Raw genomic sequence first — 17086 nt, forward strand, 5'->3', positions numbered from 1 at the left:
GCGGGCGGTCCGTACCTCCGCGCGCTGCTGAGCCTGGCGGGCCGCTGCCTCCGTGCGGCCTGCCGCGCCAGGCCGCGCGGAGGTGGCGTGGTGCGATCGTGAAGGGTTTGCGGAAATCGCCGTCCGGGAGGCGGTGACGCTGGGATTCCGCCAGGTCGGCGGGGGTCGGCACTAGAGGATTTGCCTCGGTGAACGTCAGGATGGGGCATCACACAGATTTGCCGCTGTCCGGACATCCGAGAGGGAGCCACCGTGCCCAGCAAGAAGGCGTTGATCCGCCGACCGAGCCCGCGCCTGGCGGAGGGCCTCGTCACTCATATCGAGCGGTCACCGGTCGACCCGGCGCTGGCGCTGGACCAGTGGGTGGGCTACGTCCACGCACTGCAGCACCACGGCTGGGAACCGTTCGAGGTGGAGCCCGCCGAGAACTGCCCGGACAGCGTCTTCATCGAGGACACGGTGGTCCTCTTCCGGAACGTGGCACTGATCACCCGACCGGGGGCGGACTCCCGCAAGCCGGAGACGGGGGCGGTGGAGGAGGCCGTGGCCCAGCTCGGGTGCTCGATCAACTGGGTATGGGAGCCCGGAACGCTGGACGGCGGGGACGTCCTCAAGGTCGGCGACACCATCTACGTGGGGCGGGGCGGGCGGACGAACGCGGCGGGGGTGCAGCAGCTGCGCCATGCCTTCGAGCCACTGGGAGCCCGGGTGATAGCCGTCCCCGTCAGCAGAGTGCTGCATCTGAAGTCGGCGGTGACCGCACTCCCGGACGGCACGGTGATCGGCTACCCGCCGAGCGTCGATGACCCGTCGATCTTTCCGCACTTCCTTCCGGTGCCGGAGGAGCCGGGGTCGCATGTGGTGCTGCTGGGCGGCGGGAAGCTGCTGATGGCGGCGAGCGCACCGAAGAGTGCGGAGCTGTTCGCGGGGCTGGGATATGAGCCGGTAATGGTCGATATCAGCGAGTTCGAGAAGTTGGAGGGCTGCGTCACTTGTCTGTCGGTGCGGCTGCGCGAGCTGTATGCATAGCAGGGCGAAGCGGGACGATACCCCCGCCGCCCTTGGCCTCAGCCTTACCGGGGCTTAACCTACGGATTCGTAACCTACGCAGCCGTAGGTGTTTCGCACGTCCCCAGGAGCCGCTTCGTGACCATCGCCCCCAACCCCCTTGTCGGTTCGGACGAGTGGACTGACGCGCGCCTGCTCTACGCGCTGGAGGAGGTCGTCGAGACCGAACTCAACCGCCATCTGAAGGTCGCCAAGGAATGGATGCCGCACGAGTACGTGCCGTGGAGCGACGGCCGGAACTTCGACGGCCCGCTGGGCGGTGAGCCGTGGGCTCCGGAGCAGTCCAAGGTCAGTGACATCGGCCGCACAGCGCTGGTGGTCAATCTGCTCACCGAGGACAACCTCCCCAGCTACCACCACGAGATCGCCACTCTCTTCGGCCGCGACGGCGCGTGGGGCACCTGGGTGCACCGCTGGACGGCGGAGGAGGGCCGGCACGGCATCGTCATGCGCGACTACCTGCTGACCAGCCGCGCCGTCGATCCCGTACAGCTGGAACGATTCCGCATGGCCCACATGTCGGAAGGCTTCGAGTCCGACAACCGGCACAGCATGCTGCACTCGGTCGCGTACGTGGCCTTCCAGGAGCTCGCGACCCGTATCTCGCACCGCAACACCGGCCACCACTCCGGGGACCCGGTGTGCGACCGGATGCTGGCCCGGATCGCGACCGACGAGAACCTGCACATGATCTTCTACCGGAACCTGCTGGCGAAGTCCTTCGAGCTCGCCCCCGACCTGACCATGGCCGCGGTGCGCGATGTCGTGGTGAACTTCCGGATGCCCGGGCACGGCATGCCCGGCTTCGAGCGGGCGGCGGCGCAGATGGCGATCGGCGGGATCTACAACCTGCGCATCCACCATGACGATGTGCTGCAGCCGGTGCTGCGCTACCTGAAGGTGATGGAGATCTCCGGGCTCGGCCCGGAGGGGCTCAAGGCGCAGGAGGAGCTCGGCCTGTTCCTGGGCGGGCTCGATGAGCAGGCCACGAAGTTCGAGGACCGGCGCGCGGCCCTGCTGGCGCGGCGGGCAGCCCGCGCCTCCTGACCACGGCGGACACCCTTGCTGTACGGCCCCGTACGATACGGCAGGCGCGGCGGCCAGGTGCGATGCCACCGGGCCTGCCGTACTGTACGGCCCCGTACGATACGGCAGGCGCGGCGGCCAGGTGCGATGCCACCGGGCCTGCCGTACGAGAGCGCCCCCCGCCGCGCTACCGCAGGTGCTTGCGCTCGTTCTCCGAGAGTCCGCCCCAGATGCCGAACCGCTCGTCGTTGGCAAGCGCGTATTCCAGGCACTCCGCGCGCCCCTCACAGGCCAGGCAGATCCGCTTGGCCTCGGGGGCCGAGTCGCCGGTGGCGGGAAAGAACAACTCGGGGCCGATCTGTGCGCAGAGCGCGCGCTCCCGCCAGCCGGAGTCGCGCTCCGCGGGAATCGGCTCCTGGTCGGTGCAATCGATCAACATATCGCTCACTCTCGCCCCCATCGATCAACAGGTCGTCAACGACCGATCAACGTCATCGCCGGAAGTGACCGGTTCCCGTACAGCGGCCCGCTAAGCATGCGCTTTGTGGTTAGCCCATGGCCGGTTGGGCAACTCGGCGAAATGACGCCATGGCGTTTCAGCGACTGGTGATGTCTCTCGGCCGCTGAGAAGCCCTGGTGTGCCGGCTTCGTTCGAGTCCGAGGTCTGCCATGACCCGCGATGCTGCTGCGCGACTGGCCGGCCATACTGCCGTGTTCTCGGTGGTCATGGCGGTGGCGCTGCTCTTCATTCCTCCCATAGCTCCCCCGAGACACAAGGCCGCGGTCATGGCCTCCAAACCCAGGGCTCCGATCCAGGCCACGACTCCGGTCCGGATCAATGGCCGCCTCCACGTCTGCGGCACCCACCTGTGCAACGAGTCCGGGAAGCCCATACAGCTGCGGGGCATGAGCAGCGACGGCACTCAGCGGCGCGCCCATTGCCTGAGCAACGCTACGTTCAATGCGCTTGCCCGCGACTGGAATTCGAGCGTCGTGCGCATTTCGACGTATGTGAACGAAGGCGGGTATGTGACCAACCCGCCGAGGTTCACCGCCCTGACGAACCGATTGATCGACATGGCGAGCGCCCACGGCATGTACGTCATCGTGGACTGGCACATCAACGAAGAGGGGGACCCGAACCTCGATATCGGCAAGGCAATGACGTATTTCAAGCAGATTGCCGCCCGGAACAAGCACAAGACGAATGTGATCTATGAGATCGCCAACGAGCCCAGCAGGGTGACCTGGCCGAGAATCAAGACCTACGCGGACAAGATAATTCCGGTGATCCGCGCCATCGATCCCCGCAGCGTCATCCTGGTCGGCACCCGCTCCTGGTCCACGCTCGGGGTGACCGACGGCGGCAGTGAGCAGGAGGTCGTCAAGAACCCCGTACGCGCCTCCAACATCATGTACACGTTCCACTTCTATGCCCAGACGCACCGGGACAACTACCTCAACGCCCTGCGCCGCGCCTCCTCCCGACTTCCCATTTTCGTCACGGAGTGGGGAGCCCAGTCGTGGATGGGATACGGCAACGACTTCATCATGTCGCAGAAATTCGTCGACCTGATGGCCCGAAAGAAGATCAGCTGGACCTACTGGAGCATCTCCGACGATGAGCGCGACGGCTCGATCTTCAAGCAAGGGGCCTGTTACGGTGCGAAGTTCACCGGCAACAGCGTGCTCAAGCCCGCTGGGGTCTGGATCCGGGAGCGCGTCAGGCGCGCAGGGTGAACCTCCGGGCGTGGAGGAGCGCCCCCGGCGTTCGGCCACGTGAACCGCCCTCGCCGGAAGCGCCGGCGAGGGCGGTTTCGCAACTGCCGTATCAGGCGGACGGTGAGCCGGGCGCGTCACACATTCGGGACGTGCAGCTTCGCCCAGCTGGTGCGGCCTGGTATGCCGTCGGCAGCCTTGCCGTGAAAGCCGAGCTTGCGCTGCCACGCGGCATACGACGTGCGGTCCGCCTCGGTCCACTCCGGCCCCGGACCCACCTTGTAGCGGCCGCAGCCCTCGGCGACCAGGCGCTTGCCCATGGCGGTGATGATGGGGCTGTGGCGCCCGGGCTGGAAGAACCTCGCACCCGGGAAGGGTTCGTACGACGGCTCCTTCGGCTTGCTCGGCTCCTCCGGCTTATGAGGCTTCTCGGGCTTGGGCGGCTTCTCCGGTCTGTCCGGTGCGGGCTTGCCGGGATGGGCCGGGCCGTCCTGTTTGCCATGCAGCCGCTCCGCGATGCGCTTGCGCATCCCGGCCATGGAGAAGCCCTTGGGGTCGATCTTGCCGGGCTGCCACTCCAGGTGCCCTATCACCGAGCGTGCCGACCAGCCGTGCGCACGGCAGATCGCGGCCGACGCCTTCTCGATCGCCTCCAGCTGCTCCGGCGGCCACTCGTCATCGCCCGTGCCGCGGTTGATGCACTCGAAGCCGTAGAAGTGGCGGTTGCCATCCCGGTTCGCCTCGTTGTCCGGCGGCAGCGCCCTCTCATTGATCACGGCGCGCAGAACTTCGTCGTCGCCGAGCCCGGCGTGGTTCGCCCGGCCGTTGCCGACCAGATACACCGTGCCGTCCTTGGCGATGACGCCGTGGCAGAGCGGGCCGGGCAGATCGGAGCGGCCGTTGTAGCAGAGGTTCACCATCGCCTGGGTGCCGGAGCCGCCGGTGTGGTGGACCATCACGCCGTGCATCGGGCCCCACGGGCCATGACCGGCCCGGTTGTGGGTGCGCCAGCCGCGGTGCTCGACGACCTTGAGTCCCTCCGCGCGCAGGGCCTTGACCAGCCGGTCGGCCGACAGAGGCCGGGCCATCAGTGCTCCCCCTGCTTGTCCGGCTCGTCCCTGTCGCGGTCGAAGAAGTCCAGGACCGTGTCCAGGACTCCTTCGCGGGAGTCGGGTCGGGCCGTCGGCTGGTGCTCGGCCCCGCCCGGGGAGCCGGCCCCCGGCCAGGACTCCTGGGGCGGCGCGGTGCCCTTGGTCTGCTCGCCGTCCAGCGCGAACAGCCACCGGGAGATGTCGTCCAGCCGCCGCTCAAGGCGCTCGGTACGCTCCGCCGACCGCTGTGCCCACGTCACCGCGGCCGTGATCAGCTCCTGGGGGGAGCGGGGCCGGCCGTCCTCGCCGGTCACGCCGGGCAGTTCGGAGGAGATGAGCTGCTTGATCACGGCGTCGGCGATCTGTTCCGGTGTCGGCATGTTGTCCTCCGTGCGATTGAGGGCGGCGAGCACGCGCGGAACCACGTCCTCCCGCCACTGCTCGATGCGTCGTGGCCCCGGGCAGCTCTTGGCCACCGTGGCCCAGGACCCCGGCGCGCCGAACAGCGCATGGTGGCCAAGTCCCGGGTCGGCCGCGGAGCGGCAGATCCGGCGTCCGATCGTGCGGTGACGGCGCATCAGCCACACCTGCAGCCGCACCAGCGCATCCATCTGGCTCCCGGTCCACGGCTCGGACGGGCGGCCCTCCGTCTCGACGGAGAGCGCGCCCGTACCGTCCGGCCGCCGGTCGGCCCGGTGCGCGGCGGCCGCCCGTACGCCGGTGTCCCGCCACTGCACGATCTCCCCGTCCCGGCCGATCCCGAAGTGGCCCTGCCCCGCCCGGCCGGTCAGCGCTCCGTCCAGGGTGTGGCTGATGATCTGGGTCGGCCGGATACGGTCCTTGGTCCCCGCCGTACGTCCGCGCGCAGCCGGCCTCGGGCCCGACCGTGAGCCCGGTACCAGCCTGACCGTCGCGAAGGGGCAGAGCGCCACCTCAGCCCTCCTGTGCGGCCCGGCGGACCGGGGAGGACAGCGCCGGGAAGACGTTCCGCAGGTCCTCGACGGTGCCTTCGCTGGGCACCCAGGCGAGCGGGGCGTAGTGGTACGCGATGCCGAGCGGCGCCCGCAGCAGGGGCTCGGCGGCGGCGCTGCGCGGCCACTCGACGGTGCCGGTGACCGTACGGGCCGGGATCAGCCAGTGGTCGCCGTGCCGGTAGTCGCCGCCGGGCGCGAACCACACCTGGACGCCGTCCTCCAGGTCGATCCAGCCGCCCTCCTTGATGGTCAGCGCGCCACCGGCCGGCTTCGGCGTACCGCGTCCGCCGGTGGCCCGGTGGTCCCAGCGCCGCAGGAAGGGGTGGCGCTCGGCGATCCGGCCGACGCCCGGCACCGGCTCGTCGGACAGCCGCACCCGCCGCCCCGGCAGGTCGATCTCCTCGACCCGCAGCAGCGGGGCGGGCTCACCGCGGCTGGTGTACGCGGAGTCCACGGCCTCAACCCAGTCGCCGACGTCCAGGGCCAGCTTGTCATCGCCGCCGAGGGAGACCAGTTCGGCCCAGGTGCCGTCGAACCCCGCGACCGGGAAGACCACCGAGCCGTTCTCCCGGGACCACTTGAAGGTGGCGCCCTCGCGGGCCGTTCCGCCGACGTGGATCTCCACGCGGTAGAGCTGGTTCTCCTGGCCCCGGTAGCGGGCTTCGGGGTGGACCAGGCAGGGGTCGTCGTCCGCGTGGGCAGGGCGCTCGCCGCGGGCGGCCAACTGCCCGGCGGGCGCGGTCCTGTGGGCGGCCCACCGGCCGAACGCCTCCACCGCGTCATCCGCGCTGCTGTCGTCGGAGATGCCCAGGTCACCGGCCGTCACCGTCTCCAGCTGCCAGACCACCTTGGCGCGGGCGGCGGTGTCGGGCAGTGCGGCGCCCAGGGCGACCTCGCGGATCTCGGGGTCCTCGGCGGCGGTGACCGTACGCTCCCACACCTTCAGGGCGACGACATACGGGAATTCGTCCGGCAACCGGTCCTCGGCGCGCTCGGGGTCGAGGTAGGCGTCGGGCTGCTCCCAGTAGGTCCACCGCGTCCCGTCGGCTGGAGCCGTAGTCGCGGCCGCGGCCTCGGACTTGGGCCCATCGTGACCGTGGTCGTGGTCGTGTCCATGGCCGTGGCCGTCGTCCTGGCGCTCCGCGGGCACACCGGAGGCGGGACGGGTGGCGTCGAGGAGAATGCCGTCCACGTAGTAGCGGCCGCCGCCGATGGTGAGGTCGTCCAGCTCTCGGTTGCCCGGCACGTATTCGATCTTGAAGCCGGCAGCGGCGGCGGGCCCGCCGTGCTGCCCGATGAGGTCGGCGGCGATCGTGCGCGCCTGATGCAGCTGAATGGCCGCCTGCTCGTTGGCGTCGGCGTCGAGCTGGACCCGGCCCTGCTGAGCGAGGACCGCGGAGTACCGCTTGCCGGGACGGAAGGTGTTACGGGAGAAGTCCCCGTACATGGTTCCCCCTAGGGAGTGCGTGAGGTTGGACGTATCGGCCGGTTCACGCGCCCGCGGCGCGTGTGAGTCCCGCCCACCCGGCCCACGACGGGCGGGTGCCCGGGGAGAGCCGGGCGCGAAGCGCCCGGCGATGGGGCGGACCGGCCCCCGGGGCCGGTGGTGCTGCGGTGCTTACGTGACATGAAAGATCCCGGCGTCGGTGCCGGCCGGTGTGTACTCCTCGATACGGGCGCGCAGGTTGTCCTCGCGCTGCGGCTCGAACAGCTCGTGGAACGCGCCGAGTTCGGAGCCGTCCTCCGCACCCCGCGCGATCTGAGGCGCACAGCCCGCCGCCAGCCGGCCGTATGCAGGCGTTCCGTACCGCACGCTGGTGAACCGCGGCCGCACCCTCAGCGCCTCGACGTCCTTCATCCCCGGCTCGGCGGCGGCCCGCACCAGGTCCGGCTGGCAGTGGTAGCGGCGCGGGGTCCGCGAGCCGTGCGGTACGTAGCTGAACCGCATGCAGCCGATGCCGCGCCGCGCCACATGCATCCGTCCGTCGAAAATGCTGTTCTCCGCGATCTGCACGGCGTGGGTGTGCACTTCGCCGATCACGGTGGTGCGGTAGGCGTGCAGGACGGCGTGGGCGTGCCGGCAGTCGGGCGCGGACAGCGCCTCTCTGTCCGGCCCGGTGGCGTCCAGAATGCTGTCGGCGATGTGGACCGGCAGCGGGTCGGTGTTCACCTCGTCGCCGATGACCAGGATCGTGCCGAGGATGCTCCGCTCGATCTGTACACACACCGAGGTGCAGTCCAGCACCAGGCTGGGCTCCTCGGGGGAGTGCGGCTCGCAGTGCGGCTCCAGCGACCAGCCGGGCACCAGCGTGCAGTGCCGGATCACGACCGAACCGACCGGCCCGCTGACCTGCACCCCGCGTCCGGAGATCAGCAGTCCGTCCAGCACGATGCGGGACTCCTCGCACATCTCGCCGTCCGGAGCCGGGTTGCCGCGGATGTTGAGGGCGTCGGGGCGGTTGCTGTACCAGTCGAGCAGCCGGATGACCGGCCGCGTGCCCTCGGCGGCGCGCAGCTGCAGCCGGTCGCCGGGGCCGAGTTCGAAGTCCAGCTGTTCCTGGTAGGCGCCGCTGTGGGTGATCTCGATGATCCCCTCCCCCGGCGCCCTTCCCGCGGCCTTGTCCTCGCGCCACTGCTCGTACGCGTCGGTGATCTTCTCGAACCGGGCGCCGGGTCCGACCTTGTAGATGGCCGCGTCCCGCGGTGTGGTCCGCTCGCGCGGGTACTCGCCGCCGCCCATGTCATCGCTGAACGCGTAGTGGTAGCTGACCCACACGCCGCGCTTGGGGGCCGAGCGGGACCCGAAGGCGATCCGGCCGAGCACCGGGTCGACCACGACCTGCCCGCGCCCCGGCCGGTAGGTCCAGTCCGTCAGGTCCGCCACCACGATGTCGCTCGGCGGGATGGGCTCGAACTCGCCGTCCCGCCAGATCGCCAGGCTCTTGCCGGGGCCGTAGTAGTCCGCGAGCCGGTCGGCGAGACGGCGGCGCGAGATGTACGCCGGGACGTTGTCTATCGTCGCGATATGCGTCGCCGCGGGCTCCGGCTCCGGCTTGGTCACCAGCGGGGTGTCGTTGCCGAGCACCGAGAAGGTGAACAGGTTCCGGGCGCGGTCGATGCAGTACGCGGGGGCCCGCGTCAGCGAGTACGGCTTCAGCCGCCACACGAACAGGCCGACGCCCGCGGGTGTGAGGCCGCCCTGCCGGCGCCGGGACGCGGCGCGCCGTACGTCCACGGTGTGCGCCTGTTCATCGAACGGCCCGCCCAGCAGGTCGAGGCCGGCCCCGTCCCGTACGTCGGCGAGCCGCCCGCGCGACAGCCGGGTCGTGTTCGAGCCGAAGGGCGCGCCGGTGTCGATAGGGAGCGCGCGCGGAGGGCCCGAGGAACGAGGGCCCGAGCACGGCCGACCGTCGACGCCGGGTCCAAGCGCCCGGAGGCGAGCGAGAGGACGAGCGAGAGAAGATGCCTCCTGACCGGTGCTGAGGAGCCGAACGGGCTGCTGGCCGGCGAGCAGCCGGGAGAACTCCACGGCCCGCGCGGGCCATTCGGCCACCGACTCCGACAGCTCCTCGAGCAGGGCGAGCGTGCCCTTGCGGCGGCGGTTGGCGACGGTGTCGGCCACGTCCCGTCGCGGGGCCAGCCGGCGGGCGAGCCGCCGCCGGGACTCGGCCCGTCCGCCGTCCCCCGGCTCCGGCGTCAGGCCGGTGGCGAGCACATCCTCGTAGCCCGGCAGGATCCGGTAGCCGATCAGGTCGCCGATGTACGGCACGACCCAGTCGTCGCAGGTCTCGATGAACCAGTCCGCGTAATTCTGCTCGATGCCGGAGCGCACCAGGTCGACCTGCTCGCTGATGACGCCGAGCAGCGCGCGCAGGGGCTCGCCGGCCTCGGCGTCCCGCATCCGGTGCCACTGCGGCAGCAGCTCCGCGAGGCCGTCAGGATCCCTGGTCATGCTGCGCCCCTTTCGTTCTCCCCCAGCGCTGTCGCCTGGGAGGTGCCCCCATCTCCGCTCGCTGGGCCCCTCCTGCCCGACGGCGGGCAAGGAGGGAGCAGAGGTGCGGGCATCGTGGTCGTCTGCTGCCGAGTGGTGGTGCGATCCACAGGTGCGGCGCGGTGGGGGTCCCCCCGGACGAAGTCTGGGGGAGCCTTCCTTGGAAGGGTGGTGGTAGGTGACGGGCGGGCGCTCACCGGACGACCTCCTGGAGAATCAGCGTGTCCGGCAGGTCCGGATTCAGGACTGCGAATTGCGCGGGCCGGATTCCGCGGAAGACGACCACCGATCGGCCCGCGGGCAGCGGACGGGTGTCGGTGATGTCGGGGTTGAGGCGCAGCAGTTCGGCGATGGAGATGCCGTGCCGGGCGGCCACCTCGGTGAGGGTTTCGCCGTCCGGCCGCTCGATGCGGTAGCGGTGCTCGGCGAACCGCGCGAGCCGCGCCTCCACGACTGGCTGCGGCCTGCTGAGCCGCTCGGCGAGGTGCTCCAGCCCGGCCGGGGTGAGGTCGCCGGGGATGCCGGAGAAGGCGTCGACGTCGACGTAGTCCACGCCCGGCACGGACTGGGCGGCGGCCAGCACCTCGGAGAGGTAGGCGGGTTGGCCCAGTTCCCGGCCCGGGTAGCCGAGCCGGGCCAGCAGCGCGCGCCGCACGGCCGGTTCGACCAGGTCCCAGGAGTAGTCGGGCAGCACCTTGATCCGGGCGACGACGACCAGCAGCACCAGCTCCCGCAGGGCGACTTCGACCGCGAGCCCGGCGTCGCCGTACTCCGTCAGCGCCGAGTGCAGGGTGCGTACGACGTCGGAGTCCTGGGTGAGCGGGATGTCGTCCACCCCGGCCACGGTGACGTGCACGGTCTCGCGCACGCCGTCGTAGAGCTTCCGCGCGCCGGCCCGGCCGATGCCGGCCCTCGCGCGGGCGAAGTCCTCGTAGTCGGGCACCGAGACCAGCCGGTCCAACGCCGTGACCGAGAGGGGGATGTTGCGGCGGGCCAGTCCCGGCCCGTCCGGGTCGGTGCCGCCGGTCGCCGGCAGCGGATTGGTGACCGCCGAGACCCCCAGCGGCCGCGAGACGGCCTGGGTGATGCGGCCCGCCCCGACGTTGGCGTCCTTGCCGATGCCGACCCGGTAGCGGGCCCGTACGTTCTCCTGGCCGGTGGGCAGCCTGGCGCCGTGTACGCCGTCGCCGAAGGTGACGGTGACCCGGCCGTCGGCGGTGGCGCCGGTGACGTAGACCGGCTCCGTGGGCCCACGGCCGGCGAGGCTGTCGACCTCGTGCCAGAGCACGCCGTCGACCCGGACCTCCAGGGTGCTCTGAGCGCCCTTGGGGTTGTCGGCGGCCAGCCAGGTGAGCGGCCCCTGCCACAGTGCGAAGCTCTGGTGGGCCTTGCTCGCGTCACCGCTGCCGATCGCCTCGTCCCGCGTGGCACCCTGCGTGGCCCGTACGACATTGCCCAGCACCCGGACGGTGTCGCGGCGGTAGCGGTAGGCCAGGTCGGTGGCGAGGGTGAGGGTGGTGTGGACGGCGTCGCCGGGCAGCTTCGGGTCAACGGTCTGCTCGACGCCCGCGATCATGGCGAGCTCGGTGCCGCGCACCCCGGTGGTCCCTGGGATGTCGGTGCGCTCGCCGGTGACGACGAGCCGGCGGCCGGGCACCAACCCCTCGTGCAGGTCGGCGAGTTCCAGCTCGTTGCCGTGTACGTCCTCGGTCAGCGGCTCGTCGGCGAGGCGCAGGCTCTCGCCGCGGGCGTAGACGCTGGTGTCCCGGATGTGGGAGAGCAGGGTGTCCTCGTTGTCCAGCCAGGGGTCCTCGAGGGTGAGCTCGGTGACCTTGCCGGTGATGCCGAAGTCGGCGCGGGAGAGCACCCGTACGCCCGTGATCCGGGTGATGACGAGCGCCAGCTCGGGGTCGCCGGGCACCTGGCCCGCCACGCCCTTGCGGGGCCGGTGGACCGCGGCCCACTGGCCGGGGGCGAGCCCGTCGTACACGGCGTCGAGTGCGAGCACATTGCGGGAGGTCTGCTGCAGCCGGGAGGAGAACGCGGCCTCCACGGAGGTGGCGTGGCCCTCGTCGGTGCGGCGGACCGTCACCTTCATGCCGTCGAGTTCGGTCTCGTGCTCGTCGCCGGGCCCGAGGTCGATCGGTTCGGTGCCCTCCCCCAGGCTGACGCGGATCCTGCCGTCCTGGCCGGGATAGGAGGCGACGACCGTACGGCGGGGCAGCTCGGGCAGGAACCGGACGGTGACGCCCGGCTCCTCCTGGCCGTTCGGGTCCGGTTCACGGGTCCGCAGGTCGATCCGGCCGGGGCCGAAGTCGAAGACGGGACCGTCGTACGGCAGCGGGAGGCTCTTTTGTACTGAGCCGCCGCCCTCGACGTAAGAGAAGTCCGCCTGGTGGGGCGCCGTCTGCGCACCGGTGTATCCGATGCGCACACTGAGCAGCTTGCTGCCGGTGAGCGGCCAGTCGTCGTGCCGTACGACCTTGCCCGACGCGTCGTACGCCGGCTTGAGCGGGGCGGTCGCGCCGAACGGCGTGGCGGTGACCCGCATCGCCTGCACCTCGCGCAGCGCGAGCGGGGCGGTGAAGTCTGCCCGCCGCCAGGCGGTGTAGAGGCCGTCCCTCAGCCGGGGGTCGAGCGCGGTCAGCAGGCGGGCGCCCTGGTCGGCACCCGGCGCGTAGATCCGCTGGGGGTCGCGCGGGAGGTGGCGCGCGCCGGCGGGCGGCCGGGCCGGGGCGGTCCGCAGCGCGGCGAGCAGTGAGCCGAGGCCGCGTACCGCGGGCTGGAAGACGTCGCTGGTGCAGTCGCCGTCCTCGCTGTCACCGCTCGCCGGCAGGCGGGCGAGGCCCAGCCCCTCGTACAGGCTCGGGCTCTGCCGCCCGGGCTTCGGAGTCTGCTTGTCGTCGTCCTCCGGCTGCGGGGGTTCCAGCTCCCGGGCCGCTTCCTGCAGTTCGACGAGCTTGGCGTCCAGGTCCTCGAACCAGTCGGCCACCTCGGCGTGGCCCTGCGCCAACTCCGCGGCCTCACGCAGGCGTTCGACGGTCTCGGCCAGCCGGTGGGCGAACTTCGTCGCGGTGTCGAGCAGATCGAGGTCGGCGCGGAGAGGGGCGAGCACCTGCGCGTCGAAGCCGGCGATGACCGGGCTGCCCTGAGGCCGCGGATTCGGACTGTCCCTGCCCTCTGTTATCCACTTCTGCAGCTCCTCCAGCAGCGCCTCGAGCGACGGCAGGGTGGCGCCGGGGAGCCCGACCACCGTGGTGTCGGAGTCGCGGTCGATGGTCACGTGCGCCGCGGGCAACAGCAGCCGCTGTGCGCGGTCGGCGCTCTTCTCCGCACTGAAGACGAACAGCAGCTGGTCGCCGGGCTTGAGGTTGTTCCCGGTCCCCGCCACATGTATCTCGCGACGCTGCCGCAGCCGCCGCGCGGTGAGCTGGTACGGACGGCGCCGCCGTACGGCCGGCTCGTTCCACGACCAGCGGGCCGCCAGGTCCTCGTCCGTCTCGAACGACTGCGGCTCCTGGCCGGGCCGCGCCGGGACGCTGGTGGCGCGCGCCCCGCGCGGGATCGTCACCGTCAGCTCCTCGTCAGAGCGGGTGTCCCGGTCCAGGGAGTACGCCAGGAAGGTGTCGGCCGCGACACCCGGGCGGGGCCGGTGGCCCACCAGCCGGCCCAGCAGTTCGAGGGAGCGCTCCTCGGTCGCGGTGCGCAGATAGCCCTCGCTCGCGATCCGCTCGGTGTGGAAGGTGAGCAGATCGCCCAGCACCGCCCAGGCGTCCAGCAGGGCGATCGCCGGGTCGTCGGTCGTACGGACCGTCAGATTCCGCAGTGCCGGGTAGGCGGGGCCTGACAGCCGGGCGAGCATGGCGGCCCGGAAGTCGCCGTACCGGCCCACCCGGTAGTCCAGGGCGGTCCGCCCCGGCGGGTTGAAGACTTCCCTGTGCTTGAGTGCGTCGGTGCCGCCGCAGCCGCAGCCGCAACTCCGGCCGGTCATCGGCCACCTCCGATTACGAGCGTGAGCAGGCCGTTTTCCGGCCAGTCGGGGTCGTTGTCGCATTGGGCGATCTCCAGCGGGCCAAGGCGCAGCAGGCCCGCCGCCAGCTCCCCGTCGTGCTGCCGGAACAACCTCCGCAGCCGGGTCACCCGGGCGCTCAGCACCCCGGGCACCGCGGCCGCGGCGGCGACCAGGCGGCTGATCCGGACGGGCTCGCCGAAGCTGAGCGCGTCGGGGTGGAAGAAGCCGAGCCGGCCGTCGGGCAGCCTGCGGCTGCCGAGCACCCGGCGCACCTCGGCCAGGACGTGGCCGCGCTGACAGCCGGGGGCGGCGCACACCTCCACCGTGATGTCGAGCGGGACGAGGAGCGCCGGCCGTACGACGAGGTCGTGCCCGATGCGCCGGTACCGCTCGAGGCTGTGCGCCACCGCGTCCAGCAGCGCATGGTCGGGCGCGCCGGTGCCGAGGGCGTCGATGGCGACGTGCATCTCCTGGACGCTGCCGGTCCAGCGCTGTTCGGCGGTGGCGCGCTGCACGCCGGGGACGGCGGCCGCGAGTTCGGCGTAGTCCTGCGGGGTGACGGCACGCAACTTGGTGTGCTGGAGGGCCTGCGGCGCCAACTGCCGTACCTCTTCGAGGGCTTCCGGCTGGGTGCCGCCGACCGCGGGCAGCGGATTGCGGACCCGGGTGACAGCGGCGTACGGCGCGGGCTCACCGCAGTCGGCTGCGGGGCGGCACACGACCAGGTGGCCGATGGCCTCCGGGCCCAGGTTGCCCGCGGTGCCGTTGCCCACCCGGTAGGCCACTTCGAGCGTCGAGGCGGGATCGGGCGCCGCACCGTGCCGGCCGTCACCGAAGCGCAGCGCGAGCCTGCCGTCGGTCCGGGCCTCACCGACCAGGTGCCGGTCGCGGGGCCCGCTGCTGAGCAGGTCCCGGCGCGGCGTCCACACCTTCTCGCCGGCGGAGGTCCGTACCGAGGCCCGTACGGCCGGCAGGGCGGCGCGCGGGTCGGACGCCAGGGCGGCGGACGCCGGGCCCGCGAGCACCGGGTCGTCGGGTTCCAGCCCGGCGCCGTACGGATCGCCCCAGCTCTGGGTGATCTCCCAGGCGATGAAGCGGTCCAGCACCCCGCCGGCGCGGGCGCGGGCGGTGAGCACCTGAAGGCGCTTCAGCTTGGGCGTGAGCAGGGCCTCGCGGCGCGCGAGCAGTTCCCGCAAGCCCTGGGCGGGCCGGTGCCGGATGTCGACGTCCTGCAGGGCGCGGTCGCCGAACAGGATGCTCAACTCGGCGATTTCGTCCTCGCTGAGCCCGGCACAGTCCACGGCCGAGCGCCACAGCTCCTCCAGCCGCTCCCGGACGCGGCCGGGGATGGCGGCCAGCAGCGCGGCCTGCCTCGCGGAGACCTGCTGCGGGTCCGGGTAGGGCGCCGCTTGCGTGACGGGTGCGTAGCGCAGTACGGGCCTCAGCGGCCGGGGCACCTGCGGATAGGTGACCTGGGCGAGCAGCGTCTGAAGGGTGTCGGCCTGCTCGTCGGCCGCTGCCGGCCGGACGCGCTCCTCGTCGGTGGTGCCGGGAGCGAGATGGATATCCAGCCCGGCCCGGCTCACCGCCTCCTCCCCGAGCACGGCCCGCAGGTCGCGCACCTGGGCGACGGTGAGCCTGCGGCCGGAGCCTGTCTGCTCCAGCAGGTTGCGCAGGAGCTGCGCGGAGGGGCTGTCCTCGCCGCGGTCGCCGCAGCCGAACTCGGGCGGCTCGCACGGCGCGACGGTGACCGGCTCCGGCGGTACGGGAAAGCGCTCCGGCGCGCCCCCGCAGAAGGTGAGCGAGCGGCCGTGGTCGGCGGGCACGGCATTGCCGCGGGCGACGGTGACGTCGGCTACCGTCCCCCAGCTACCGCTGGGAGGTGCCCCCATGCAGTCGAGGCCGCCGGGGATGGACAGGCACGCCGGGAAGGTGAGGGCGTCCGCGGCGGCCCAGGTCACCTCGAGGACGGGCTGGTCGTACAGCTCGTCCACGAGCGGGGTGACGGAGGTCAGACGGACGGCCTGCCGGTGTGCGGGATCGGCGTCGGCGGGGGCGCCGGAGCGGGTCCCGAGGACTTCCTCGATGACGAGGAGGTCACCGGGCGTCAGGTTCAGCAGCCGCTGCCGGGGCTCGTCTTCCTCGCAGTCGTCCACCCAGGCGTCGCGCAGCGTGGCACGGGTGGCGCCCTTGGGCAGGGTGCACTCCTCGTCGCCCCAGGTCCACAAGCTGATGGTGTTGTGCTCGGGCCGCAGGAAGAGGTCCCCGGCGCCGAGCGGTTCGAAGACCTCGAGCGAGGCGCCCGCGGGCAGCCGGTCCAGGTCCTCGTCGCTGATGACCGCGCCGAGGTCCGGCCGCTCCTGCGGACCGAGCCGGCTGACGTCGACGGCGGCGAAGCGGTACTGGCCCTGTTCCAGGATGAGGTACTCGTCGGTGGTCAGGGTGATGAACGTACGGGCGTTGCAGCCGTCGTGCATCGCGTAGTCGATGAGCCGGACGTGGCGCCGTACGGACTCCCGCAGCCGGGCGGTGTCCAGGTACGCCTCGGTGGCCACCGCGTCCTGCTGGTAGCTCAGCTGGTCGGCGGTGTAGGCGAGCAACTCGGCCAGCGTCACGCCGAGGTCGGGGACGTGCCGCTCCACCCAGTGGGGCGAGGTGAGGCTCATCCGGTCCAGGACCAGGCTGCGCAGGCTGTCGTAGTCGCGGGCGGCGTAGTCGATGACGGGTGCCGGGAGGACCTCCGGCGGGCACCCCTCGTCGTCGTGGCAGTCGAAGGCGGTCGGGCAGGGCTGTCCGAAGGCGAACTCGGCGGTGGCGTAGCGCGGATCGAACCCCGGGCAGGGGGTCGTGCCCGGGCGCCCGTACGCATCGCTGCGGACGACGGACAGCCGGTAGATGGACGTGTCCCCCGTCCGGTCGACCGTGATGTGCATCCGGTCGTCGAGCTCCGGGTCCTCCTCGGCCTCGACGGTCACCTCGAGGGCGCGTATGCCGGTGATGCGGCGGCCGCCGTCGATCCGGATGTTCTCCGGCCCGACATCGCGCGGCGCCTTGCCGAGGAAGGTGACGGTGAGGGTACGGCCGTCGTCGGCGACCTCCACCCCGTCGACCCCGTTGAGGCTGGCCGCGCGGACATCGGCCCTGCGCCGCTCGGTGCGGCATTCCGTGCTCATGCCCCCGCCCTTTCACTCGCCCCGCCGCGCCA

Annotated in this window: 10 protein-coding genes; 3 read left to right on the forward strand and 7 right to left on the reverse strand. The window is 71.7% G+C overall.

What is annotated here, in order from left to right; genetic code table 11:
• The first annotated feature begins 252 nt into the window (after positions 1-252).
• Complete coding sequence (ddaH, locus tag ACY34J_RS15470) at positions 253-1029, forward strand: dimethylargininase (protein ID WP_462727054.1); 777 nt, start codon at positions 253-255, stop codon at positions 1027-1029.
• 117 nt (positions 1030-1146) lie between these two features.
• Positions 1147-2115, forward strand: coding sequence for an acyl-ACP desaturase (locus ACY34J_RS15475; RefSeq protein WP_462727055.1), 969 nt, complete (start codon positions 1147-1149; stop codon positions 2113-2115).
• Positions 2116-2281: 166 nt separating this feature from the next.
• On the opposite strand, the gene ACY34J_RS15480 is transcribed toward ACY34J_RS15475, so the two are convergent.
• The gene (locus ACY34J_RS15480) at positions 2282-2533 is read right to left on the reverse strand and encodes a WhiB family transcriptional regulator (RefSeq protein WP_462727111.1); all 252 of its coding nucleotides are present in this window, start codon (positions 2531-2533) and stop codon (positions 2282-2284) included.
• A 230-nt stretch (positions 2534-2763) separates the two neighbouring features.
• Here ACY34J_RS15480 and ACY34J_RS15485 point away from each other — a divergent pair, with 230 nt between their 5' ends.
• A complete protein-coding gene (locus tag ACY34J_RS15485) occupies positions 2764-3834 on the forward strand; it encodes a glycoside hydrolase family 5 protein (RefSeq protein ID WP_462727056.1) in 1071 nt (356 codons plus the stop codon).
• Between the two features lie 116 nt (positions 3835-3950).
• On the opposite strand, the gene ACY34J_RS15490 is transcribed toward ACY34J_RS15485, so the two are convergent.
• The 6 genes from ACY34J_RS15490 to ACY34J_RS15515 all read right to left on the reverse strand — a co-directional run bounded on the left by ACY34J_RS15490 (position 3951) and on the right by ACY34J_RS15515 (position 17054).
• On the reverse strand, positions 3951-4901 hold the full coding sequence (locus ACY34J_RS15490) for a peptidoglycan-binding protein (RefSeq protein WP_462727057.1): 951 nt from the start codon (positions 4899-4901) through the stop codon (positions 3951-3953).
• Complete coding sequence (locus ACY34J_RS15495) at positions 4901-5836, reverse strand: peptidoglycan recognition protein family protein (RefSeq protein WP_462727058.1); 936 nt, start codon at positions 5834-5836, stop codon at positions 4901-4903. Before ACY34J_RS15495 ends, ACY34J_RS15490 begins: the two co-directional genes overlap by 1 nt.
• Position 5837: 1 nt before the next feature.
• Positions 5838-7325, reverse strand: a complete 1488-nt coding sequence (locus tag ACY34J_RS15500) for a DUF6519 domain-containing protein (protein ID WP_462727059.1) — start codon at positions 7323-7325, stop codon at positions 5838-5840.
• Positions 7326-7496: 171 nt separating this feature from the next.
• Positions 7497-9830 carry a hypothetical protein gene (locus ACY34J_RS15505; protein WP_462727060.1) on the reverse strand — a complete coding sequence of 778 codons (2334 nt, stop codon included), beginning with the start codon at positions 9828-9830 and terminating at the stop codon, positions 7497-7499.
• Between the two features lie 232 nt (positions 9831-10062).
• On the reverse strand, positions 10063-13860 hold the full coding sequence (locus tag ACY34J_RS15510; RefSeq protein WP_462727061.1) for a putative baseplate assembly protein: 3798 nt from the start codon (positions 13858-13860) through the stop codon (positions 10063-10065).
• On the reverse strand, positions 13857-17054 hold the full coding sequence (locus tag ACY34J_RS15515) for a putative baseplate assembly protein (RefSeq protein ID WP_462727062.1): 3198 nt from the start codon (positions 17052-17054) through the stop codon (positions 13857-13859). Before ACY34J_RS15515 ends, ACY34J_RS15510 begins: the two co-directional genes overlap by 4 nt.
• Between the last annotated feature and the right edge of the window lie 32 nt (positions 17055-17086).

The sequence above is a fragment of the Streptomyces sp. HSS9-12 genome, from assembly GCF_054963655.1.